Here is a 20000-nt window from a genome sequence, read left to right as displayed (position 1 = left end):
CGCGCGTCATCACCAGCCCGAACGAAAACGGGGAGGCTCGCGCCTCCCCGTTCCGCATTCACGCTGCGACGACGATCAGGCGACCTTCGGGTCGAGCTCGCCCTTGGCGTAGCGCTTGGCCATGTCGGCGAGCGTCACGACGCGCTTGATCTTCGAGGCCTGGCCGGCGGTGTTGAACTCCTGCAGGCGCTGCTTGCAGAGGGCGGTCATCGCCTCCATGGCCGGCTTCAGATACTTGCGCGGGTCGAACTCGCCGGGGTTCTCCGTCAGCACCTTGCGGATCTGGCCGGTCATCGCCATGCGGTTGTCGGTGTCGATGTTGATCTTGCGGACACCGTGCTTGATGCCGCGCTGGATCTCCTCGACCGGCACGCCCCAGGTCGGCTTCATCTGCCCGCCGAACCTGTTGATGATGTCCTGCAGCTCCTGCGGCACCGAGGAGGAGCCGTGCATGACGAGGTGGGTGTTCGGCAGCTTCTGGTGGATTTCCTCGATGACGTTCATCGCGAGGACCTTGCCGTCCGGCTTGCGCGTGAACTTGTAGGCGCCGTGCGAGGTGCCCATGGCGATGGCGAGGGCGTCGACCTTGGTCTCCTTGACGAACTTCACGGCCTCGTCGGGATTGGTCAGCAGCTGGTCGTGCGACAGTTTGCCCTCGGCGCCGTGTCCGTCCTCGGCCTCGCCCATGCCGCTCTCGAGCGAACCCAGCACGCCGAGCTCACCCTCCACCGAGATGCCGCCGAGATGGGCCATCTGGGTGACGGTCTTGGTCACGGCGACGTTGTAGTCCCAGTCACCGGGGGTCTTGCCGTCGGCCTTCAGCGACCCGTCCATCATGACCGAGGTGAAGCCCGCCTGGATGGCGGTCATGCAGGTCGCCGGCTCATTGCCGTGGTCGAGATGCACGCAGACCGGGATATGCGGATAGATCTCTGTGACCGCATCCATCATGTGCTTGAGCATGATGTCGTTGGCGTAGGACCGCGCGCCGCGGGAGGCCTGGATGATGACCGGGGCATCGACCGCGTCGGCCGCCGACATGATCGCCAGCGCCTGCTCCATGTTGTTGATGTTGAAGGCGGGCACGCCGTAGTCGTTCTCGGCGGCATGGTCGAGAAGCTGGCGGAGGGTGATGCGGGCCATGGGCGGTTTCCATCCTGACGTTCGTGAACGAAGGTTTGCGACCCTCTAGCGCAAGCTCGCGGCCAAAAAAAGCCGTATCCACGCAAGAATCAGCGGCCGGCAGCCGTCGGCCGCGGGGTTGGAACAGGAGCGCTGAGCGGAGCGTTGGGAGCGACGGCCTGCGAGACCGCCCTCTCCTCGATCAGCGCCCGCGCCCGCTCCAGCACCAGCCGCTGCACCGCCGGATGGGTCGCCAGCAGGGCATGGTTCGCCATGAAGGCGCCGGCCTGCCAGGCGTCGATGTTCTCCGCGCCCTCCACCTTCGGGAAGCCGGGGCTGTAGTAGTTGACGCAGCGGGGCACCGGACAGGGCGGCGAGCCGAATGCGGCATCGATGGTGATGACGACCGGGGCGGGCTTGCCGGCCTCCACCATCTCGCGGGCGCGCTTGAGCGCCGTCGCACCGCCCATGGAATGGCCGACGAGCAGGACGGGCTCCTCGCGGGCGGTGCGGGTCATCAGATGGGTGTCGACGGCAGCCCGGTAGCCGAGCCGCTCCAGCAGCGGCGCCAACGCCGAGACGCCGACATAGGCCTGATGCACGTAGATGAAGAGGCCGTCGAGCAGCAGCGCCGTCGGTCGGGTCTCGCCGGCTCGGGCGGGACCCGAGGCGGCCAGCAGGCCCAGGATCAACAGCCAGGCACGGCCATCGGGCATCGTCATTCCCTTCGTCCTCCGCAAGCCCCCTGCCCGCTCGGCGACGGAAAACCCCTCAGGTCCTGAGCACGTCCACGCCCGGCAGCGGCTTGCCCTCGAGCCATTCGAGGAAGGCGCCACCGGCGGTCGAGACATAGGTGAAGCGGTCGGCGGCGCCCGCCTGGTTGAGCGCGGCGACCGTGTCGCCTCCGCCCGCCACCGAGACGAGGTGGCCGGCGCGGGTCAGTTCGGCGGCCGCTTCGGCCACGGAAACCGTGCCGTTGTCGAAGGGCTCCAGCTCGAAGGCGCCGAAGGGGCCGTTCCAGACCAGGGTCTTCGCCCTGCCGAGAATCGAGACGACGTGCTCGACCGATTTCGGGCCGATGTCGAGGATCATCTCCTCGGGCGCGACCTCGTCGATGCCGCAGACGCGATGCGACGCATTGGCCTTGAACTCCTTGGCGCAGACCACGTCGACGGGCAGGACGATGCGGCAGCCGTTCTTCGCCGCCTCCGCGACGATGGCGCGGGCGGTGTCGACGAGATCGTGCTCGCAGAGCGACTTGCCCACCGCCTTGCCCTCGGCGGCGAGGAAGGTGTTGGCCATGCCGCCGCCGATGACGAGGAAGTCGACCTTCTTCGAGAGATTGCCGAGGAGGTCGAGCTTGGTGGAGACCTTGGCGCCGCCGACCACGGCAACGACGGGGCGCTCCGGCTTCTCCAGCGCGCGGGTGAGGGCGTCGAGCTCGGCCTGCATGGTGCGGCCGGCATAGGCGGGCATGACGCGGCCGAGGCCCTCGGTGGAGGCATGGGCGCGGTGAGCTGCGGAGAAGGCGTCGGCGACGAAGAGGTCGCCGTTGGCGGCCAGCGCCTTGACGAAGTCCGGCTCGTTCTTCTCCTCGCCCTTGTGGAAGCGGGTGTTCTCGAGGACGAGGATCTCGCCCGGCCGAATGGCGTCGACGGCCTGCGCCGCGACCTCGCCGATGCAGTCGGCGGCGAAGGCGACGGGACGCTTCAGCACGTCGGCGAGGGCCGGCACCACCGCCTTCAGCGACTGCGAGGGATCGACACCCTTGGGGCGGCCGAAATGGGCGAGGATGACGACCTTGCCGCCGCGGTCGGCGATGTCGGTGAGCGTCGGAACGATGCGCTCGAGGCGGGTCAGGTCGGTGACCTTGCCGTCCTCCATGGGAACGTTGAGGTCGACGCGGACGAGGACGCGTTTGCCCTTCACATCTGCGTCGTCGAGGGTGCGGAACGAGGTCATGGCGGTCGGCCTGCAGGAGGGTTCGGCGACCCGGTCCAAACCGTCATGCCCGGCCCCGTGCCGGGCACCCACGACTTGACCACGACGCCTCAGGAAGTGTGGATGCCCGGGACGAGCCCGGGCATGACGCTTGTGGGCCGGTCGAACGCCCCGGCGCGGAAATGGCCGCGCACCCGGCGCGGCCCCTGTCGTCAGATCAGCTTGGCCATCGCCACCGCCGTGTCGCTCATGCGGTTCGAAAAGCCCCACTCGTTGTCGTACCACGAGAGCACGCGGACGAACTTCTCATCCATGACCTTGGTCTGGTCGAGGGCGAAGATGGACGAATGCGGGTCGTGGTTCATGTCGATGGAGACGTTGGGCTGGTCGGTGAAGCCGAGGATGCCCTTCAGCGGGCCGCGCTTGGCCGCCTTGAGGATCGCCTCGTTGATCTTCTCGACCGTGGTCCGGCGCTTGGCGATGAACTTGAAGTCCACCACGGAGACGTTCGGCGTCGGCACGCGGATGGAGGTGCCGTCGAGGCGGCCCTTCAGCTCGGGGATGACGAGGCCGATGGCCTTGGCGGCACCGGTCGAGGTCGGGATCATCGACAGCGCCGCGGCGCGGGCGCGGTAGAGGTCCTTGTGCATCGTGTCCAGCGTCGGCTGGTCGCCGGTATAGGCGTGGATCGTGGTCATGAAGCCCTTGTCGATGCCGCAGGCCTTGTGGAGCACGGCGACGACGGGGGCGAGGCAGTTGGTGGTGCAGGAGGCGTTGGAGACGACGAGGTGCTCCTTGGTGAGCTGCTCGTGGTTGACGCCGTAGACGACGGTCATATCGGCGCCGTCGCAGGGGGCGGAGACGAGGACGCGCTTGGCGCCGGCCTTGAGGTGGGCGGCGGCCTTGTCGCGGGTGGTGAAGATGCCGGTGCACTCCATCGCCACGTCGACGTTCAGCGCCTTGTGCGGCAGTTCGGCCGGATCCTTGATGGCGGTGACCTTGATGCGCTTGCCAGCGACGACGATGGTGTCGCCGTCGACGGAGACCTCGGCCGGGAAGCGGCCGTGGACCGAATCGAAGCGCAGCAGGTGGGCGTTGGTCTCGACCGGCCCGAGGTCGTTGATGCCGACCACCTCGATGTCCTTGCGCTTGCCTTCGACGATGGCGCGCAGGACGTTGCGGCCGATGCGGCCGAAACCGTTGATGAAGACGCGGGTGGTCATGGAATTCCTCTCCTTCATGCGGTCCGCCTGATCCCGAGCGGCCCGTTCAGCGGGCGGACGCCGCGATCTGGCGTCCAATCACGTCAATCCCAAGGCGAAATCAGCCGATCCGCGCCAGAACGGCCTCGGCGGTGGCCTCCGGCGTAATGCCGAAATGCTTGTAGAGTTCCTTGTAGGGCGCCGAGGCGCCGAAGCCGGTCATGCCGACGAAGATACCGTCGTTGCCGATGACCGCGTCCCAGCCCATGCGCACGCCGGCCTCGATGGCCACTTTCACCGGCGCGTCGCCGATCACGGTCTCGCGGATCTCGGCGGACTGTTCGAGGAAGAGGTCCAGTGAGGGGACGGAGACGACGCGGGCGACGATTCCCTTGTCGGCGAGAAGCTTGCGGGCGCCGACGGCGACCTCGACCTCGGAGCCGGTGGCGAAGAGCGTCACCTGCGCCTTGCCGCCCTCGGCCTTCATGAGCTCGTAAGCGCCGGCGGCGGAGCGGTTCGCCTTCACCTCGGTGCGGAGCTGCGGCAGGTTCTGGCGGGTGAGCGCCAGAGTGGTCGGGCCGTCGGTGCGGTTCAGCGCCAGCTCCCAGCACTCCGCCACCTCGATGGCGTCGCAGGGGCGGAAGACGCGCATGTTCGGCATGGCGCGCAGGGCGGCGACGTGCTCGACCGGCTGGTGGGTCGGGCCGTCCTCGCCGAGGCCGATGGAATCGTGGGTCATCACATAGACGACGCCGGTGCCCATCAGCGCCGAGAGGCGCATGGCCGGGCGGCAATAGTCGGTGAAGACGAGGAAGGTGGCGCCGTTGGGCGCGAAGCCGCCGTGCAGGGCGATGCCGTTCATGGCGGCGGCCATGCCGTGCTCGCGGATGCCGTAGTGGATGTAGCGGCCCTTGGGGGTCTTGGCGGAGAAGGCGACCGCCGACTTCGCCTTGGTGTTGTTCGAGCCGGTGAGGTCGGCCGAGCCGGCGAGGAATTCCGGCATGGCCGGCACGATGGCCTCGATGGCGAGCTCGGACGACTTGCGCGTGGCGATGTGCTGGGGATTGGCGATGAGCGCCTTCTTGTGGGCGGCGAGGGCCTTGGCGAGCTTGGCCGGGCGCTCGTGGGCGAGGCGGCGGTTGAACTCGGCCTGCTTCTTCGGCGGCAGGGTGCCGAACAGCGATTCCCAGGTCTTGCGCGCCGCGGCGCCGCGGGCACCGATCTTGCGCCAGGCGTCGAGCACGTCGGGAGCGATGCTGAAGGGCTCCGGCGAGATGCCGAGCTTCTCCTTGGCGGCCTTGAGCTCGTCCGCGCCGAGCGGCTCGCCGTGGGCCTTGGAGGTGCCGGCCTTCTTCGGCGCACCGTAGCCGATGACGGTCTTGCAGGCGATGAGCGAGGGCTTGCCCGACTTCTGCGCCCGCTCGATGGCGGCTGCGATGGCCTCGGGGTCATGGCCGTCGACGCGCTCGGCGCGCCAGCCGGCGGCCTGGAAGCGCTTCACCTGGTCGACGGAGTCGGCGATGGAGAGCGGGCCGTCGATGGAGATGTCGTTGTCGTCGAAGAGCACGATGAGCTTGTTCAGCTTCCAGTGCCCCGCCATGGCGATGGCTTCCTGGCTGATGCCCTCCATCAGGTCGCCGTCGGAGGCGATGACGTAGGTGTAGTGGTCGACCGCCTTCTTGCCGAACTCGGCGGCGAGCATCTTCTCCGCGAGCGCCATTCCCACGGCCGTGGCGATGCCCTGGCCGAGCGGACCGGTGGTGGTTTCGACGCCCTTGGTGATGAAGTTCTCGGGATGGCCCGGGGTCTTCGAGCCGAGTTGGCGGAAGTTCTTGATCTCGTCGAGCGTCATCTCCGGCGCGCCCGTGAGATAGAGCAGCGCGTAGACGAGCATGGAGCCGTGGCCGGCGGAGAGGACGAAGCGGTCACGGTCGGGCCAGGTCGGGTTCGCCGCGTCGAACTTGAGGAATCGCGAGAACAGGACCGTGGCGATGTCGGCCGTGCCCATGGGCATGCCGGGATGGCCGGACTTGGCCTTCTCCACCGCATCCATGGCGAGGGTGCGGATGGCGTTGGCGAGCTTGTCGTGCTGGGCGCGCGGCAGGGCGGCGGTGGACATCAGGAGCGGCTCCTTGCGGCGCCGCCTCGGCGGAAAACGGCGCGCATGCGATGGAAACTCGCCCGGAGTCGTGGCACCGGGCCGTCGGGCCGGTGTCCTACCAGCGACGGCCCCCGAGTCAATGGCCCCATCGGCAGGTTCGGCCTGCCGAAGCGCCCTCGGGCGGGGCGAAGCGGGAGGGTCACGGCGGCGTTGACGCTGTTCGACCGGCTCGCGTAGGTTCCCTGCCGGCTCGCCGGCGCCGCAGGGCGCGAGGGGCAGGCCCTCTCAGACGAAGCAGGACCAAGCTTGGGACCCACGACAGGCCCATCACGCCTCGAAACGGCGGCCTCCCGTTTGAAGACGGCGCTCGCCGCGCTGGAGACCGCGGTCGCCCGCAAGCTGGAGAACGACCGCCAGCACGCCGTCGTCCACAAGCAGGTGGAGGCGCTGCAGGCCGATCGTTCGCGCCTGGCGGAGGACCTCGACCGCTCGGCCGACCGCGTCGCCGGGCTGGAATCGGTCAATCGCGAGGTGGCGCGCCGGCTCGACCTGACCATGGACGCCATCCGCGGCGTTCTCGCCCGCTACGAGAGCTAGGGTCCGCCATGGCGCATGTCTCGGTGACGATCAACGGCCGGTCTTTCCGCATGGCCTGCGACGACGGCCAGGAGGACCATCTCCTCAGGCTGGCGGCGGAGGTGAACGGCAAGGTCGATCAGTTGAAGGGGGCCTTCGGCGAGATCGGTGACACCCGCCTCACCGTGATGGCGGCGATCATGGTGGCCGACGAATTGGCCGACACGCGCCGCCGGCTGAAGGCGGCGGAGACGGAGCTCGCCGCCCTGCGCGAGGCGCGCGCCGTCATCGTCGAGCGCGCCGACCAGCGCGAGGCGCTGCTGGCCCACACGCTGGACGACGCCGCGTCCTCGATCGAGCGGCTGACCTCGCAGCTCACGGGGCTGACCAAGCCGGTTTCCTAATACCGCGCCGGTCGATTCGGCGGCTTCGGAGCGCGCTGGCGAGGGGGTCCACGGGGCCCGGCATGTTGCGCCGGCCCGGCCGGGTGTCTAAACCGGTCGCTGTCTCCATCTTCATCCGGCCAAGGCCATGACCCGCCCACCGCCCTCCGACCTGCCGGCGCCCGATCATCTGGATCCCGAGCTGGGACTGGATCTGGTCGCAGCTCCCCCCGAACAGCGCAGGGTGCGGTGGGGCGACGTCATCGCCCTCCCAGAGCCGGGAACCGGCGCCGAGCCCAGGCTCGAAGCGCGCGTGCTGATGTATCCGGACAAGTCGCGATTCTTCGTCTCCTATCCCTCGGGGAAGGAGGAGATCCTGTCGGCGCAGCAGTTCGTCGCCCTTGTGCTGGAGCTGAAGCGCTCGCACCGCTTCACCTTCGACCGCAAGCGGAGCTGAGACGCCGCGGCGCTTGTCGCGCGGTGCCGTTTCCTGTATTGCCCCCACATTCGGCAGATCGGCTTCCGGTCGGAGCTGCCGGCATCGCGTGGCGGATGACCTCCGCCCGGGCCGGGCGTCAGGCGCCCTCGCCCGCCTCGCGTCCTCGCCGTGGCCCCCGACGGGCCGCCGCCTCAGGACGGGGTCCGCTGCCGGCTCCGTCGCGATCCGCCCAATAGGACATCCAAGCCGCCTTCCGCCTGGGTTGCGCCCGCGAGCCGTCTTCGGCCGCGTCCGGACGCGATTTCAGCCCCTCGTCCGGCCCATGCGGAGCCGGCGGCCACTTCCACCCCCGGCGCATCAACGGGCCCTCAAGGACGATCAACGTATGGCAAGCGCCAACAGCATGAACCCCTCCCGCGACGATTTCGCCGCGCTCCTCGCCGAGAGCTTCGGCAAGACCGAGATGAACGAAGGCTCGGTGGTCAAGGGCATCGTCGTCGGGATCGAGAAGGATCTCGCCATCATCGACGTCGGCCTGAAGACCGAGGGCCGCGTGGCCCTGAAGGAATTCACCGGCCCCGGCCGTGAAGGCGAGATCAAGATCGGCGACGAGGTCGAGGTCTATCTCGAGCGCGTCGAGAACGCGCTGGGCGAGGCGGTCATCTCGCGCGACAAGGCGCGCCGCGAGGAAAGCTGGGTCAAACTCGAGAAGGCGTTCAACGCCAACGAGAAGGTCACCGGCACGATCTTCAACACCGTCAAGGGTGGCTACACCGTCGATCTCGACGGCGCCGTGGCCTTCCTGCCGCGCAGCCAGGTCGACATCCGTCCGATCCGCGACGTCGGCCCGCTGATGAACTCGCCGCAGCCGTTCCAGATCCTGAAGATGGACCGTCGCCGCGGCAACATCGTGGTGTCGCGCCGCACGGTTCTCGAGGAGACCCGCGCCGAACAGCGTCACGAGCTCGTCCAGAACCTCGAAGAGGGTCAGGTCATCGACGGCGTGGTGAAGAACATCACCGACTACGGCGCCTTCGTGGATCTCGGCGGCATCGACGGCCTGCTGCACGTCACCGACATCGCCTGGCGCCGCGTCAACCACCCGTCCGAGGTGCTGACGATCGGCCAGACCGTGAAGGTCAAGATCGTCAAGATCAACCACGAGACGCACCGCATCTCGCTGGGCATGAAGCAGCTCCTGGACGATCCGTGGCAGGGCATCGAGGCCAAGTACCCGATCAACGCCAAGTTCAAGGGCCGCGTCACCAACATCACCGACTACGGCGCCTTCGTGGAGCTGGAGCCGGGCATCGAGGGCCTCATCCACGTCTCCGAGATGAGCTGGACCAAGAAGAACGTCCATCCGGGCAAGATCGTCTCCACCTCCCAGGAGGTCGAGGTTTCGGTGCTCGAGGTCGACTCGTCCAAGCGGCGCATCTCGCTCGGTCTCAAGCAGACCCTGCAGAATCCGTGGGAAGCCTTCATCGAGAAGTACCCGATCGGCGCCGTCGTCGAGGGCGAGGTCAAGAACAAGACCGAGTTCGGTCTGTTCCTGGGCCTCGAGGGCGACGTGGACGGCATGGTCCACCTGTCCGACCTCGACTGGAACCGTCCGGGCGAGCAGGTGATCGAGGAGTTCAAGAAGGGCGACATCGTCCGCGCCCAGGTCCTCGACGTCGACGTGGAGAAGGAGCGCATCTCGCTTGGCCTGAAACAGGTCGGCGGCGATCCCTTCGCCGACGCCGGTGAGATCCGCAAAGGTCAGATCGTCACCTGCGAGGTCGTCGAGGTGAAGGAAGGCGGCATCGACGTGAAGCTCGTCGGCACCGACCTGACCGCCTTCGTGAAGCGCAACGAGCTGGCCCGCGACCGTGCCGACCAGCGTCCGGAGCGTTTCGCCCCCGGCGAGAAGCTCGACGCCCGCGTCACCATGTTCGACCGCAAGGCCCGCAAGGTCCAGGTGTCGATCAAGGCGCTGGAAGTGGCCGAGGAGAAGGAAGCCATGGCCCAGTTCGGCTCGGCCGACTCGGGTGCTTCGCTCGGCGACATTCTGGGCGCCGCCCTCAAGGCGCGCACCGGCGACAAGAAGTGAGCCCGGCGCCGGCGGGGACACCCGCCGGCCTCAAGGCCCCGACATGAGAACGGCCGCCCGATCCGGGCGGCCGTTTTCGTTTGCGCAGGGGACGAGGGACGAGGCGTCAGAGGCTGGCCATCAGCCGCGTGACGCGGTGGGAATAGGCCGTGCGGGAGCAGGCGGAGGCGAGGCCCCGGTTGTGCAGGGCGGCGGCGCCCGCCGCCGAGCCGCAGCGCTTGTAGGCGACCGCCAGGTGCCGCATGCCCCATTCGAGGCCGGCGCCGCAGGAGTTGAGCGCCGAAGCCGGGCCGGTGTAGCCGAGGCCACGTGCGGTGGCCGGCTTGATCTGCAGCGGACCGAGCTCGCCTGCCCGGCCACGCGCCTGGCAGCGCATGTTGCTCTCCACCCGCGCGACGGCAAGGGCGAGGCCCGCCGGCACGCCGTGACGGGCGGCGACCTCTGTGATGCGGCGGCGGATCGACGTCATCTCCGTGGCTGCGGAAGAGGCCGACGGCGCGGCGGCCGGAGCTTCGGCACGGCCCGCGGCCGGGGCGGACGCCTGGCCGCTCGCGTAGAGCGTCGCCCAGCTCGCATTCGCGCGGTCGCCGTCGCTGGCCAGAACGGGAGATGTAAGCATCAGCGACATCACGCCAGCAACGGCTGCATGGCAAACGGGGATGCGATACGCTTTCGCGCGTGTATCAATCATGGTTTTTTGTTGTCCTAAGTAAGATCAGCCGCCCTGATGATACAGGCAACGACTATCGGAACCTCATCCCGCACCGAATGCGTCAACACGTGACGGCGAAGCGTGCATAACCGTGGGATGAGCGTTGGCAGGGCGCTTATAGACACCGAATTGCTGCGGCGCAATAAACTTGTATTTCAGAACCTGTCAGCCTGCCGGAACAGGTTGCGGCCCCGGCCCGCCGCCGTTAATCGGTGGAACTGGACAGGAGATGCCCATGGCGACATTGAAGGTTGCGATCGTTCCGGTGACGCCGTTCGAGCAGAACTGTTCGATCGTCTGGGACGCCGACACGATGAAGGCGGCGATCGTCGATCCCGGCGGGGACCTGCCGCGGATCCAGGGCGCCATTGCCGACCTCAAGGTGACGCCGGAGAAGATCCTGCTGACCCACGGCCATATCGACCATGCCGGCGGCGCCGCCGAACTCGCCGAGCTGCTGTCGATCCCGATCGAGGGCTCGCACGAGGACGACGCGCCGCTGCTCGCCAATCTCACCGCCCAGGCGCAGCGCTTCGGCCTGCCCGGCGTGCGGCCGGTGACGCCGACGCGCTGGCTGAGGCAAGGCGACACCGTGACGGTCGGCGGCCTCACCTTCGACGTTCTGCACGTGCCCGGCCACGCGCCGGGCCACGTGGTCTTCGTCCATGCGCCGTCGGAATTCGCGCTGGTGGGCGACACCGTCTTCCAGGGTTCGGTGGGGCGCACCGACCTTCCCGGCGGCGACCACGACCTGCTGATCCGCGGCATCAAGGAGAAAATCCTGCCGCTCGGCGACGACTTCACCGTGCTGCCCGGCCACGGACCGGCGACGACGCTGGAGCGGGAGCGGAAGACCAATCCGTTCCTGCAGTAGGACAATCTGTCGCTGGACATCGGGCGGCCCGGCACTACATCGAAAGGCTGGCGGCGCGCCCGAGAAGGCCCTTAAGGGTTTCTCCCGATGTGCGGCGACATATGCCGGATACACGGCCTCTGCTAGGTGGCTGATGATGGGCGCGGAGACTTCGCGCCGGAACGCGTGGCGAGAGCGCTCTTGATCAAGAACATCGTTGAATTTCTGCGCGACCGGATCGGCTTCAAGAAGATCCTGCTCGTGGTCGCCCTCGCCATGCTGGCCACGGCCGGATACGTGCTCTTCACCAAGCTCCGCGTCATCGACTGGGCGAAGGTGTGGGAGGCGATCGGCCAGATCGGCCCCGCGACGCTTCTTCTCGCCGGCTTCTTCGCCGCCGCCGCCTATGCGACGCTGACCGTCTACGACTATTTCGCCACGCGGACGATCGGCCGCGAAGACATCCCCTATCCCGCCTGCGCCGTCGGCTCGTTCACCAGCTATTCCATCGCCCACAATCTCGGCGCGACCGTCTTCACGGCCGCCGTGGTGCGCTATCTCGTCTATTCCCGCTACAAGATCACCGGGCCGCAGGTGGTGAAGATCTGCTTCATCGCCGGCCTGACGTTCTGGCTCGGAAACGCCACGGTGCTCGGCCTCGGCTTCGTGCTGGAGCCCTGGGTGGTGACGCCCGTCGTCCAGCCCTTCGGCATCGGCGGCGGCACGGTGCGCATCGTCGGCGTGGTGGTGCTCGCCGCCCTCCTCGGCTGGCTGATCTTCGTCTCGGTTCCGCGCCAGTTCGGCTCGGGCGCCTGGGTCGTCAAGCTGCCGAGCGCCAAGCTGACCGGTCTGCAGATGATCATCGGCATCGTCGATCTCTCCTGCACCGCGATGATCCTCTACGTGCTGCTGATGGCCATGCCCAACGCCCCGCCGGCGCCCTTCGTGGCCGTGGCGGTGATCTTCTGCTCGGCCATGCTGCTGGGATTCGCCACCCACGCGCCGGGAGCGGCCGGCGCCTTCGAGGCGACGCTGCTGGTCGCCCTGCCGCCGCTCGGCTTCACGGCTGAGGCGGTGGTCGCCGCCTTCATCCTGTTCCGCCTCTATTATTTCATCGTCCCCTTCGTCCTGGCGCTGCTGATCATCGCCATCCGGGAGCTGGCGAGCGGCCATACGTCGCTCGACCACCTGAAGGAGAGCATGGCCGTGATCCGCCAAGCGGAGGCGAGCCAGGAGGCAGCCAAGGCGGTGAAGCCGCGACCGGCGGAATAGCCGTTTACGCCGCCGACAGCGGCGGCTAGAAGCCGTGGCGACCCAATCGGGAGGCTCGCCATGGTCCGCATCCTCGTCTTCTCGGGCTCGATCCGGTCGGGGTCCTTCAACACCCGCCTCGCCGCGGCGGCGGCCTCCGAACTCGGCCGGCTCGATGCCGACGTGTCGCTGATCTCCCTCGCCGATTATCCCTTGCCGCTCTATGACGGCGACCTCGAAGCCTCCGAAGGCATTCCCGAACCGGCGCTGAAGCTGAAGCGGCAGTTCTGCGCCCACCAGGGCATCTTCATCGCCGGGCCGGAATACAATGCCGGCGTCACGCCGCTGCTCAAGAACGCCATCGACTGGGTGAGCCGGGTCAAGGAGGCGGGCGAGACGCCGCTCGCCGCCTACCGGGGCCGCGTCTTCGCCCTCGGCTCGGCTTCGCCCGGCGGCTATGGCGGCTTCCGCTCACAGATGGCGACGCGGCAGGTGCTGGAGATCGGCTGCGGCGCCCTCGTCATTCCGGAGAGCTGCGCCGTCGCGAGCGCCCATCAGGCCTTCGACGAGGACGGCACCCTGAAGGACGAACGCACCCGCGGCATGCTGAAGGCCTGCTGCGAATCCCTCGTCGCCAAAGCCCGGAGCCTCGCCTGATGTCCGCCCCCGCCACCGATCCCCGCGACAAGCTGTTCGTCGCGCTCGACCTGCCGAGCCTCGGCGAGGCCGAGCGGCTGGTCTCGGTGCTCGGCGACACGGTGACGCACTACAAGATCGGCTACAGGCTGGGCTATTCGGACGGCATCGGCTTCGGGCGCGAACTCGCCGCGTCCGGCAAGACGATCTTCTTCGACCTCAAGCTGCACGACATCGACAACACGGTGCGCGAGGGCGTGGAGGCCATCGCGCGCACGGGCGCGCACTATCTCACCGTCCACGCCTATCCGCAGACCATGCGCGCGGCTGTGCAGGGGCGCGGCGGATCGGCCCTGAAGATCCTGGCGGTGACCATCCTGACCTCGTGGAACGACATCGACTGCGCCGAGGCGGGCTATGCCGGCACGGTGGCGACCCTCGTGCCCGCCAAGGCGCAGCAGGCCGCGGCGATCGGCATCGACGGCATCGTCTGTTCGGCCCAGGAGACCGCCAACCTCAGGGCCATCGGCATCCCGCCGAAGGTGGAGCTGGTGACGCCGGGAATCCGCCCTGCCGGGGCCGACGGCGGCGACCAGAAGCGGGTCGTCACCCCCGAGGCTGCGATCCGCGGCGGTGCGGATAGGCTGGTGATCGGACGGCCGATCACGGCAGCTGCCGATCCGGCCGCCGCCGCACGCGAAATCGTGAATGCCATCGATGGGGCACTTCGGTCATTGCGTGTTAACGTTTAGCGTCACATATACCGTGGCAGTGCGCGTTCAACCGAGCCTCCCGTACCCGTTCGCGGGAGCCCAGATGAAAGGCGATGTCGAATGAACCGGCCTGACGAAACCCGTCGTCTCGGACCTCTTGCGACTCTCCTCACGGCGCTTTTCGGCGTCGGCGGCGGCGTTGTTCTTGCCCTATACAGCTTCGTGCAGCTCCGCACCGCCTGGCTCGACGGCGTCTTCGCCTTCGGCGGTCGCAGCCGGCCCGCCATCGATTTCGACTACGACAGCGAGCCGCTGAGCTACATCGTCGCCATGGCCGCGCTCTATCCGACCGCCATCGTAGTCGGCGTCGGTGTCGCCCTGGTCAGCGCCCTCATGCTCTACCGCCAGCGACCGGGAAACCGGGCCCGTGAGCGCTCCCGCGCCCGCTGAACCGACGCGTCCGCGGCGGTATCGCCGCGGCGTCCGCCCCTCCGCTCACTCCTCTCCGGCCATCTCTCGCTTGCGCTCCGGCATGGGCGAGGCTACCTGAACCTCGCCCACAGGGCTGACCGGTTGCCACAGGGAGCCTCGCGACATGCCGCTCGAGACCGACGCCGTGCTGGACCGCCGCCTCCTGCGCCGCAAGGTGACGTTCTGGCGCGCCCTCAGCATCTTCGCCGTCATCGTCGCCGTCGCCGTGGCGGGTCTGGCGGGCGCGCAGCGCTTCGGCTGGGTCGCGCCGCTGCAGCACGTCGCCCGCGTCGAGGTGAAGGGCGTCATCACCCAGAACGCCAACCTCGTCCGCACCATCGAGGCGCTCGGCCGCAACCGCAACGTGCGGGCGGTGATCGTGACCATCGATTCCCCCGGCGGCACGGTGGCCGGATCCGAGGCGCTCTACACCGCCATCCGCACGGTCGCCGCCGCCAAGCCGACGGTGGCCGTGGTGGAGGGCACGGCCGCCTCCGGCGGCTACATCGCCGCCATCGGCACGGACCATATCGTCACGCGCGAGACCTCGATCGCCGGTTCGATCGGCGTGGTGGCGCAGTTTCCCAACGTCGTCAGGCTGCTCGACACGATCGGCGTGCGCGTCGAGGCGGTCCGCTCCTCTCCGCTCAAGGCCATGCCGAGCGGGGTCGAGCCGACGAGCCCGGAGGCGCTCGCCGCCCTCAGGGAGATCATCACCGACAGCTACGACTGGTTCCAGCGCATCGTGAAGGAGCGCCGCGGCCTGACCGATGAGCAGTTGCGGATCGTGGCGGACGGCCGCGTCTTCGTCGGCCGCCGGGCCCTCGACCTGCGCCTGACCGACCAGATCGGCGGCGAGCCGGAGGCGCGCGCCTGGCTCGCCACGAAGGGCGTTCCGGCGACCATGCGGGTGCAACTCCATCGCCCGGCGAGCGACACCAACCTCTCCTGGCTGCGCAGCATCTCGGGCAGCCTGGCGGAGGCCGCGGGCCTCGCCGACTGGGCCGAGCGCATTCGCAGCTCGGCGCTGGCGACGCAGATCGAGCGCTCCTCGCTTGACGGCCTGCTGGCACTCTGGCAGCCTCCAACCCCATGACAGATTTCGCAAAATTGAACCGGGAGCGCTCCTCGGGGGTGCGGGCACCATGATCAAGTCCGAACTTGTGCAGAAGATCGCCGAGCAGAACCCCCAGCTCTACCAGCGCGACGTCGAGAACATCGTCAACGCGATCCTCGACGAGATCGTCGGGGCCCTCGCCCGTGGCGACCGGGTCGAGTTGCGCGGCTTCGGCGCCTTCTCGGTGAAGGCGCGCAGCGCCCGCGTCGGCCGCAACCCGCGCACCGGAGAGCATGTCGAGGTCGAGGACAAGGTCGTGCCGTTCTTCAAGACCGGCAAGGAGATGCGTGAGCGTCTGAACAAGGGCGCCTGACCATGGTCCGGCGCATCGTCAACTGGCTCTTCCTCGTTCCCCTGGCTCTCATCGCTGTGGTGCTGGCCGTGGCCAACCGGGCGCCGGTCACCCTGTCGCTCGATCCTTTCGCCCGCGGAACGGCCGCCCTCGCCTTCTCCGTGCCGCTCTTCGCCGTGGTCATCCTGTCGATGATCGTGGGTGTCGCCATCGGCGGCTTCGCCGTCTGGTGGAAGCAGGGGCGCTACCGCAAGCGCTGCCGCGCCGCCGAGAACGAGCTCGCCGCCGCGCGCACCGAGGCCGACAGGCTGCGGGCCGATCTCGCCCGCCGCGAGCCGCCCCCGGGCGGCGCCGTCGCCTTTTTGAACCGTCCGGCCGCCTGACATCCTCCATGCGCATCATTTCCTCCGCCGAAATTGCCGCCGCCCTGTCCTATCCGGCGCTGGTGGACGCTCTGGCCGACGCCTTCCGCTCCGACGTCACGGTACCGCTGCGCCACCACCATCCGATCCCGCAGGCGGCGGGCGTGCCGGAGGCCATGCTGCTGCTGATGCCGGCCTGGACGCCGCCGGGCGACGGCGCCTTCGTCGGCACCAAGCTCGTCTCCGTCTATCCCGGCAACGGCGCGAAGGGCCTGCCGTCGATCTACGGCAGCTACGTGCTGTGCAACGGCGAGACCGGCGCCCCGCTCGCCATCCTCGACGGCACCATGCTGACGGTCTGGCGCACCGCCTGCGCCAGCGCGCTGGCCTCGCGCTACCTGTCGCGCCCCGACGCCTCGCACATGGTGATGGTGGGCGCCGGCGCGCTCGCGCCCCACCTCATTCGCGCCCATGCGGCGATCCGCCCGATCCGCCACGTCACCCTGTGGAACCGCTCGCGCGAGAAGGCGAACGCCCTCGCCGAGGGGCTCGGCCGGACGGTGCCGGGCGTCAGCATCGCGGTCGCCGGCGACCTGCAGGCGGCGGTGGAGGAGGCGGACATCGTCACCTGCGCCACCATCTCCTCGAGCCCCATCGTCTCCGGCGACTGGCTGAAGCCGGGCGCCCATCTCGACCTGGTGGGCGGCTACACGCCGGCCATGCGCGAGGCGGACGACGCGGCGGTGACGCGCGCCAGCCTCTTCGTCGACACCCGCACGGGCGGCCTGAAGGAGGCCGGCGACATCGTCGATCCGATCCGGCGCGGCCTCATCGGCGAGGCAGACGTGAAGGCGGACCTGTTCGACCTCACCCGCGGGATCCATCCCGGCCGCGGCTCCGCCGAGGAGATCACGCTGTTCAAGTCGGTGGGCACGGCGCTGGAAGATCTCGCCGCCGCCATGCTGGTGTGGCGGTCGCTGCCCGTCTAAGACAGGGCCATGTCCCTGCTGGTCAAGATCTGCGGCGTCACGACGCCGGACGCCATCGACGCCGCCGTCTCGGCCGGCGCCGACATGATCGGCCTCGTCTTCTTCCCGCGCAGCCCGCGCCATCTGTCGCTGGCGACGGCACGCTCCCTCGCCGAACGCGCAGCAGGACGGGCGCGCATCGTGGCGTTGACCGTGGATGCCACCGACGAGGATCTCGAAACGATCGTCTCGGGCCTCGCGCCGGACGTGCTGCAGCTCCACGGCGGGGAGAGCCCCGAGCGGGTCGCCGCCATCCGCTCCGCCTTCGGCCGGCCGGTCATGAAGGCGGTGGGCGTCGCCGGTGAAACCGACCTCGCCGCCGTCGACGCCTATGCCGTGGTGAGCGATATGCTGCTGGTCGACGCCAAGCCGCCGAAGACGACGGAGGCCCTGCCGGGCGGAAACGGACTGACATTCGACTGGCGCCTGGTGGCCGGCCTTGACCCCGGCCGTCCGGTCATGCTTTCCGGTGGCCTCCATTCCGGCAATGTGGCGGAGGCCGTGCGGCTGACCCGATTGTCCGGCGTCGACGTATCTTCGGGCGTGGAAAGCACGCCGGGCCGCAAGGACCCGGACAGGATCAGGGCCTTCGTGGCCGCCGCCCGCTCTGCGCAGGGCGAAGGAGAACGGGAATGAACGCTCCGCTGAAGCCCAATTCGTTCCGGTCGGGACCGGACGAGAACGGCCGTTTCGGCATTTATGGCGGCCGCTTCGTCGCCGAGACGCTGATGCCGAACATCCTGGAGCTGGAACGCGCCTATCGCGAGGCGCGCAACGACCCCGCCTATGTGGCGGAGATGGCGAGCCACCGCACCCACTATATCGGCCGCCCTTCGCCGCTCTATTTCGCCGAGCGGCTGACCGAGCATTTCGGCGGCGCCAAGATCTACCTGAAGCGCGAGGAGCTGAACCACACCGGCTCGCACAAGGTGAACAACGTCCTCGGCCAGATCCTGCTCGCCCGCCGCATGGGCAAGAAGCGCATCATCGCCGAGACCGGCGCCGGCCAGCACGGCGTCGCCACCGCGACGCTCTGCGCCCGCTTCGGCCTGGAATGCATCGTCTATATGGGCGCGGTCGACGTCGCCCGGCAGGCGCCGAACGTCTTCCGCATGAAGATGCTGGGCGCCACCGTCGTTCCCGTGCAGTCCGGTGCCAAGACGCTCAAGGACGCCATGAACGAGGCGCTGCGCGACTGGGTCACCAATGTGGAGACGACCTTCTACTGCATCGGCACGGTGGCGGGCCCCCATCCCTATCCGGCGATGGTGCGCGATTTCCAGTCGGTGATCGGCGAAGAGACGCGCCAGCAGATGCAGGAGGCCGAGGGCCGGCTTCCGGACAGCCTCATCGCCTGCGTCGGCGGCGGCTCGAACGCCATCGGCCTGTTCCATCCCTTCCTTGACGACCCCTCCGTCGAGATCTACGGCGTGGAGGCGGCCGGCCACGGCCTCGACAAGCTGCACGCCGCCTCGATCTCCGGCGGCAAGCCGGGCGTCCTGCACGGCAACCGCACCTATCTCCTCATGGACGAGGACGGGCAGATCCAGGAGGGCCACTCGATCTCCGCGGGCCTCGACTATCCCGGCATCGGCCCCGAGCATTCCTGGCTCAACGACATCGGCCGCGTCACCTATCTCTCCGCCACCGACGACGAGGCGCTGGAGGCCTTCCAGCTCATGTCGAAGGTCGAGGGCATCATTCCCGCGCTGGAATGCGCCCATGCCATGGCCAAGGTCGCCGAACTCGCGCCGACCAAGCCGAAGGACCACCTGATGGTGGTCAACCTCTCCGGCCGCGGCGACAAGGATGTGCCCCAGGTCGCCGAAATGCTGGGAACCAAGCTGTGACCACCCGTCTCGACACCCGCTTCGCCGATCTCGCGCGCGAAGGCCGCGCCGGCCTCGTCACCTACGTCATGGCCGGCGACCCCGACCGCGAGACGGCGCGGGCGATCCTCAAGGCCTTGCCGGGCGCGGGCGCCGACGTCATCGAGTTCGGCATGCCCTTCACCGACCCCATGGCGGACGGCCCGTCCATCCAGGCGGCCGGGCTTCGCTCGCTCGCCGGCGGGCAGACGCTGAAGAAGACCCTCGAGGACATCGCCTGGTTCCGCGAGGGCGACGCCGCGACGCCGATCGTGCTCATGGGCTATTTCAACCCGATCTACATCTACGGCGTCGAGCGCTTCCTCGCGGATGCCAAAGCCGCCGGCATCGACGGACTGATCGTCGTCGACCTGCCGCCGGAAGAGGATTCCGAGCTTTGCATTCCCGCCCTGAAGGCGGGCCTCAACTTCATTCGGCTCGCCACCCCGACCACCGACGACAGGCGCCTGCCGACGGTGCTCGGCAACACGTCGGGCTTCGTCTATTACGTCTCCATCACCGGCATTACCGGCGCGGCGACCCCGGATTTCGGCAAGACCGCCGAAGCGGTGGCCCGCATCAAGCGACACACGGACCTGCCGGTCGCGGTGGGCTTCGGCGTGAAGAACGCCGACCATGCGAGCGCGGTGGCGCGCGGCGCTGACGCGGTCGTCGTCGGCTCGGCGTTGGTCGAAGCGCTGAAGGGTTCTCTCGATGCCGAGGGCAAGGCGACCGCCGGCACGGTCGGCGCCGTCACCGGCCTCGTCGGCTCCCTCGCATCCGGCGTGCGCCATGCCCGCAAGGCTGCCGAATAAGCGCCGCCTTTCACCGCCATAGCCTC

General features: G+C 68.7%; 22 protein-coding genes. 16 read left to right on the top strand and 6 right to left on the bottom strand.

All coding sequences use genetic code 11. The annotated features are described in order from the left end of the window. Positions 1 to 75 precede the first annotated feature (75 nt). The 5 genes from fba to tkt form a co-directional block, all read right to left on the bottom strand. Positions 76 to 1143: a class II fructose-bisphosphate aldolase gene (fba, locus tag C6569_RS03680; protein WP_106747571.1), complete on the bottom strand. Its 1068-nt coding sequence runs from the start codon at positions 1141 to 1143 to the stop codon at positions 76 to 78. An 89-nt stretch (positions 1144 to 1232) separates the two neighbouring features. Then, positions 1233 to 1844 (bottom strand): alpha/beta fold hydrolase, encoded by a 612-nt coding sequence (locus C6569_RS03675; RefSeq protein WP_106747570.1) that lies wholly within the window; start codon positions 1842 to 1844, stop codon positions 1233 to 1235. Between the two features lie 49 nt (positions 1845 to 1893). Then, a complete protein-coding gene (locus tag C6569_RS03670) occupies positions 1894 to 3084 on the bottom strand; it encodes a phosphoglycerate kinase (protein ID WP_106750880.1) in 1191 nt (396 codons plus the stop codon). A gap of 191 nt (positions 3085 to 3275) precedes the next feature. Continuing rightward, a complete protein-coding gene (gap, locus tag C6569_RS03665; RefSeq protein WP_106750879.1) occupies positions 3276 to 4286 on the bottom strand; it encodes a type I glyceraldehyde-3-phosphate dehydrogenase in 1011 nt (336 codons plus the stop codon). Between the two features lie 100 nt (positions 4287 to 4386). Next, positions 4387 to 6384 (bottom strand): transketolase, encoded by a 1998-nt coding sequence (gene tkt / locus C6569_RS03660; protein ID WP_106747569.1) that lies wholly within the window; start codon positions 6382 to 6384, stop codon positions 4387 to 4389. A gap of 336 nt (positions 6385 to 6720) precedes the next feature. On the opposite strand from tkt, the gene C6569_RS03655 reads away from it, so the two are divergent. From C6569_RS03655 to rpsA, 4 genes are all read left to right on the top strand, one after another. Further along, positions 6721 to 6963: a DUF4164 family protein gene (locus C6569_RS03655; protein ID WP_245898221.1), complete on the top strand. Its 243-nt coding sequence runs from the start codon at positions 6721 to 6723 to the stop codon at positions 6961 to 6963. A gap of 8 nt (positions 6964 to 6971) precedes the next feature. Continuing rightward, on the top strand, positions 6972 to 7346 hold the full coding sequence (locus C6569_RS03650; protein ID WP_106747567.1) for a cell division protein ZapA: 375 nt from the start codon (positions 6972 to 6974) through the stop codon (positions 7344 to 7346). A gap of 127 nt (positions 7347 to 7473) precedes the next feature. Continuing rightward, entirely contained in the window at positions 7474 to 7782 is a 309-nt protein-coding gene (locus C6569_RS03645) for a hypothetical protein (RefSeq protein ID WP_146144725.1), read from the top strand. A 367-nt stretch (positions 7783 to 8149) separates the two neighbouring features. Beyond that, the gene (gene rpsA, locus C6569_RS03640) at positions 8150 to 9856 is read left to right on the top strand and encodes a 30S ribosomal protein S1 (protein WP_106747565.1); all 1707 of its coding nucleotides are present in this window, start codon (positions 8150 to 8152) and stop codon (positions 9854 to 9856) included. Positions 9857 to 9962: 106 nt separating this feature from the next. Here rpsA and C6569_RS03635 read toward each other — a convergent pair whose 3' ends face one another. Next, positions 9963 to 10475, bottom strand: coding sequence for a transglycosylase SLT domain-containing protein (locus tag C6569_RS03635; protein WP_215905786.1), 513 nt, complete (start codon positions 10473 to 10475; stop codon positions 9963 to 9965). Positions 10476 to 10797: 322 nt separating this feature from the next. On the opposite strand from C6569_RS03635, the gene C6569_RS03630 reads away from it, so the two are divergent. The 12 genes from C6569_RS03630 to trpA all read left to right on the top strand — a co-directional run bounded on the left by C6569_RS03630 (position 10798) and on the right by trpA (position 19974). Further along, complete coding sequence (locus C6569_RS03630; RefSeq protein WP_106747563.1) at positions 10798 to 11442, top strand: MBL fold metallo-hydrolase; 645 nt, start codon at positions 10798 to 10800, stop codon at positions 11440 to 11442. 180 nt (positions 11443 to 11622) lie between these two features. Continuing rightward, the gene (locus tag C6569_RS03625; protein WP_106747562.1) at positions 11623 to 12693 is read left to right on the top strand and encodes a lysylphosphatidylglycerol synthase transmembrane domain-containing protein; all 1071 of its coding nucleotides are present in this window, start codon (positions 11623 to 11625) and stop codon (positions 12691 to 12693) included. A 60-nt stretch (positions 12694 to 12753) separates the two neighbouring features. Beyond that, positions 12754 to 13329, top strand: coding sequence for an NADPH-dependent FMN reductase (locus C6569_RS03620; protein WP_106747561.1), 576 nt, complete (start codon positions 12754 to 12756; stop codon positions 13327 to 13329). Beyond that, entirely contained in the window at positions 13329 to 14060 is a 732-nt protein-coding gene (gene pyrF / locus C6569_RS03615) for an orotidine-5'-phosphate decarboxylase (protein ID WP_106747560.1), read from the top strand. Before C6569_RS03620 ends, pyrF begins: the two co-directional genes overlap by 1 nt. A 183-nt stretch (positions 14061 to 14243) precedes the next feature. Further along, complete coding sequence (locus C6569_RS03610; RefSeq protein ID WP_146144724.1) at positions 14244 to 14471, top strand: hypothetical protein; 228 nt, start codon at positions 14244 to 14246, stop codon at positions 14469 to 14471. 145 nt (positions 14472 to 14616) lie between these two features. Continuing rightward, positions 14617 to 15588, top strand: coding sequence for a signal peptide peptidase SppA (sppA, locus tag C6569_RS03605; RefSeq protein ID WP_106747558.1), 972 nt, complete (start codon positions 14617 to 14619; stop codon positions 15586 to 15588). A 49-nt stretch (positions 15589 to 15637) separates the two neighbouring features. Continuing rightward, complete coding sequence (locus C6569_RS03600) at positions 15638 to 15922, top strand: integration host factor subunit beta (protein ID WP_106747557.1); 285 nt, start codon at positions 15638 to 15640, stop codon at positions 15920 to 15922. A 2-nt stretch (positions 15923 to 15924) separates the two neighbouring features. Further along, the gene (locus C6569_RS03595) at positions 15925 to 16284 is read left to right on the top strand and encodes a LapA family protein (RefSeq protein ID WP_106747556.1); all 360 of its coding nucleotides are present in this window, start codon (positions 15925 to 15927) and stop codon (positions 16282 to 16284) included. Positions 16285 to 16292: 8 nt separating this feature from the next. Beyond that, positions 16293 to 17252 (top strand): bifunctional Delta(1)-pyrroline-2-carboxylate/Delta(1)-piperideine-2-carboxylate reductase, encoded by a 960-nt coding sequence (gene lhpI / locus C6569_RS03590; protein WP_106747555.1) that lies wholly within the window; start codon positions 16293 to 16295, stop codon positions 17250 to 17252. 9 nt (positions 17253 to 17261) lie between these two features. Continuing rightward, positions 17262 to 17927, top strand: coding sequence for a phosphoribosylanthranilate isomerase (locus C6569_RS03585; RefSeq protein WP_106747554.1), 666 nt, complete (start codon positions 17262 to 17264; stop codon positions 17925 to 17927). Continuing rightward, positions 17924 to 19141 (top strand): tryptophan synthase subunit beta, encoded by a 1218-nt coding sequence (trpB, locus tag C6569_RS03580; protein ID WP_106747553.1) that lies wholly within the window; start codon positions 17924 to 17926, stop codon positions 19139 to 19141. Before C6569_RS03585 ends, trpB begins: the two co-directional genes overlap by 4 nt. Beyond that, entirely contained in the window at positions 19138 to 19974 is an 837-nt protein-coding gene (gene trpA / locus C6569_RS03575) for a tryptophan synthase subunit alpha (protein WP_106747552.1), read from the top strand. Before trpB ends, trpA begins: the two co-directional genes overlap by 4 nt. The last annotated feature ends 26 nt before the right edge of the window (positions 19975 to 20000 follow it).

The organism is Phreatobacter cathodiphilus (assembly GCF_003008515.1).
In the GTDB taxonomy this organism is placed as follows: Bacteria; Pseudomonadota; Alphaproteobacteria; order Rhizobiales; family Phreatobacteraceae; genus Phreatobacter; species Phreatobacter cathodiphilus.
The sequence above is the reverse complement of the archived record's forward strand: the minus strand, read 5'-3'. Positions and strand labels throughout refer to the sequence as shown.

Excerpts from the sequence above, each read along its gene's own strand:
- sppA (WP_106747558.1), top strand. The coding sequence starts at position 14,617 with ATGCCGCTCGAGACCGACGCCGTGCTGGACCGCCGCCTCCTGCGCCGC.
- C6569_RS03600 (WP_106747557.1), top strand. The coding sequence starts at position 15,638 with ATGATCAAGTCCGAACTTGTGCAGAAGATCGCCGAGCAGAACCCCCAG.
- C6569_RS03595 (WP_106747556.1), top strand. The coding sequence starts at position 15,925 with ATGGTCCGGCGCATCGTCAACTGGCTCTTCCTCGTTCCCCTGGCTCTC.
- pyrF (WP_106747560.1), top strand. The coding sequence starts at position 13,329 with ATGTCCGCCCCCGCCACCGATCCCCGCGACAAGCTGTTCGTCGCGCTC.
- C6569_RS03645 (WP_146144725.1), top strand. The coding sequence starts at position 7,474 with ATGACCCGCCCACCGCCCTCCGACCTGCCGGCGCCCGATCATCTGGAT.
- C6569_RS03585 (WP_106747554.1), top strand. The coding sequence starts at position 17,262 with ATGTCCCTGCTGGTCAAGATCTGCGGCGTCACGACGCCGGACGCCATC.
- C6569_RS03620 (WP_106747561.1), top strand. The coding sequence starts at position 12,754 with ATGGTCCGCATCCTCGTCTTCTCGGGCTCGATCCGGTCGGGGTCCTTC.
- C6569_RS03635 (WP_215905786.1), bottom strand. The coding sequence starts at position 10,475 with ATGCTTACATCTCCCGTTCTGGCCAGCGACGGCGACCGCGCGAATGCG.
- C6569_RS03675 (WP_106747570.1), bottom strand. The coding sequence starts at position 1,844 with ATGACGATGCCCGATGGCCGTGCCTGGCTGTTGATCCTGGGCCTGCTG.
- C6569_RS03650 (WP_106747567.1), top strand. The coding sequence starts at position 6,972 with ATGGCGCATGTCTCGGTGACGATCAACGGCCGGTCTTTCCGCATGGCC.
- C6569_RS03630 (WP_106747563.1), top strand. The coding sequence starts at position 10,798 with ATGCCCATGGCGACATTGAAGGTTGCGATCGTTCCGGTGACGCCGTTC.
- fba (WP_106747571.1), bottom strand. The coding sequence starts at position 1,143 with ATGGCCCGCATCACCCTCCGCCAGCTTCTCGACCATGCCGCCGAGAAC.
- trpB (WP_106747553.1), top strand. The coding sequence starts at position 17,924 with ATGAACGCTCCGCTGAAGCCCAATTCGTTCCGGTCGGGACCGGACGAG.
- rpsA (WP_106747565.1), top strand. The coding sequence starts at position 8,150 with ATGGCAAGCGCCAACAGCATGAACCCCTCCCGCGACGATTTCGCCGCG.
- lhpI (WP_106747555.1), top strand. The coding sequence starts at position 16,293 with ATGCGCATCATTTCCTCCGCCGAAATTGCCGCCGCCCTGTCCTATCCG.
- gap (WP_106750879.1), bottom strand. The coding sequence starts at position 4,286 with ATGACCACCCGCGTCTTCATCAACGGTTTCGGCCGCATCGGCCGCAAC.
- tkt (WP_106747569.1), bottom strand. The coding sequence starts at position 6,384 with ATGTCCACCGCCGCCCTGCCGCGCGCCCAGCACGACAAGCTCGCCAAC.
- C6569_RS03670 (WP_106750880.1), bottom strand. The coding sequence starts at position 3,084 with ATGACCTCGTTCCGCACCCTCGACGACGCAGATGTGAAGGGCAAACGC.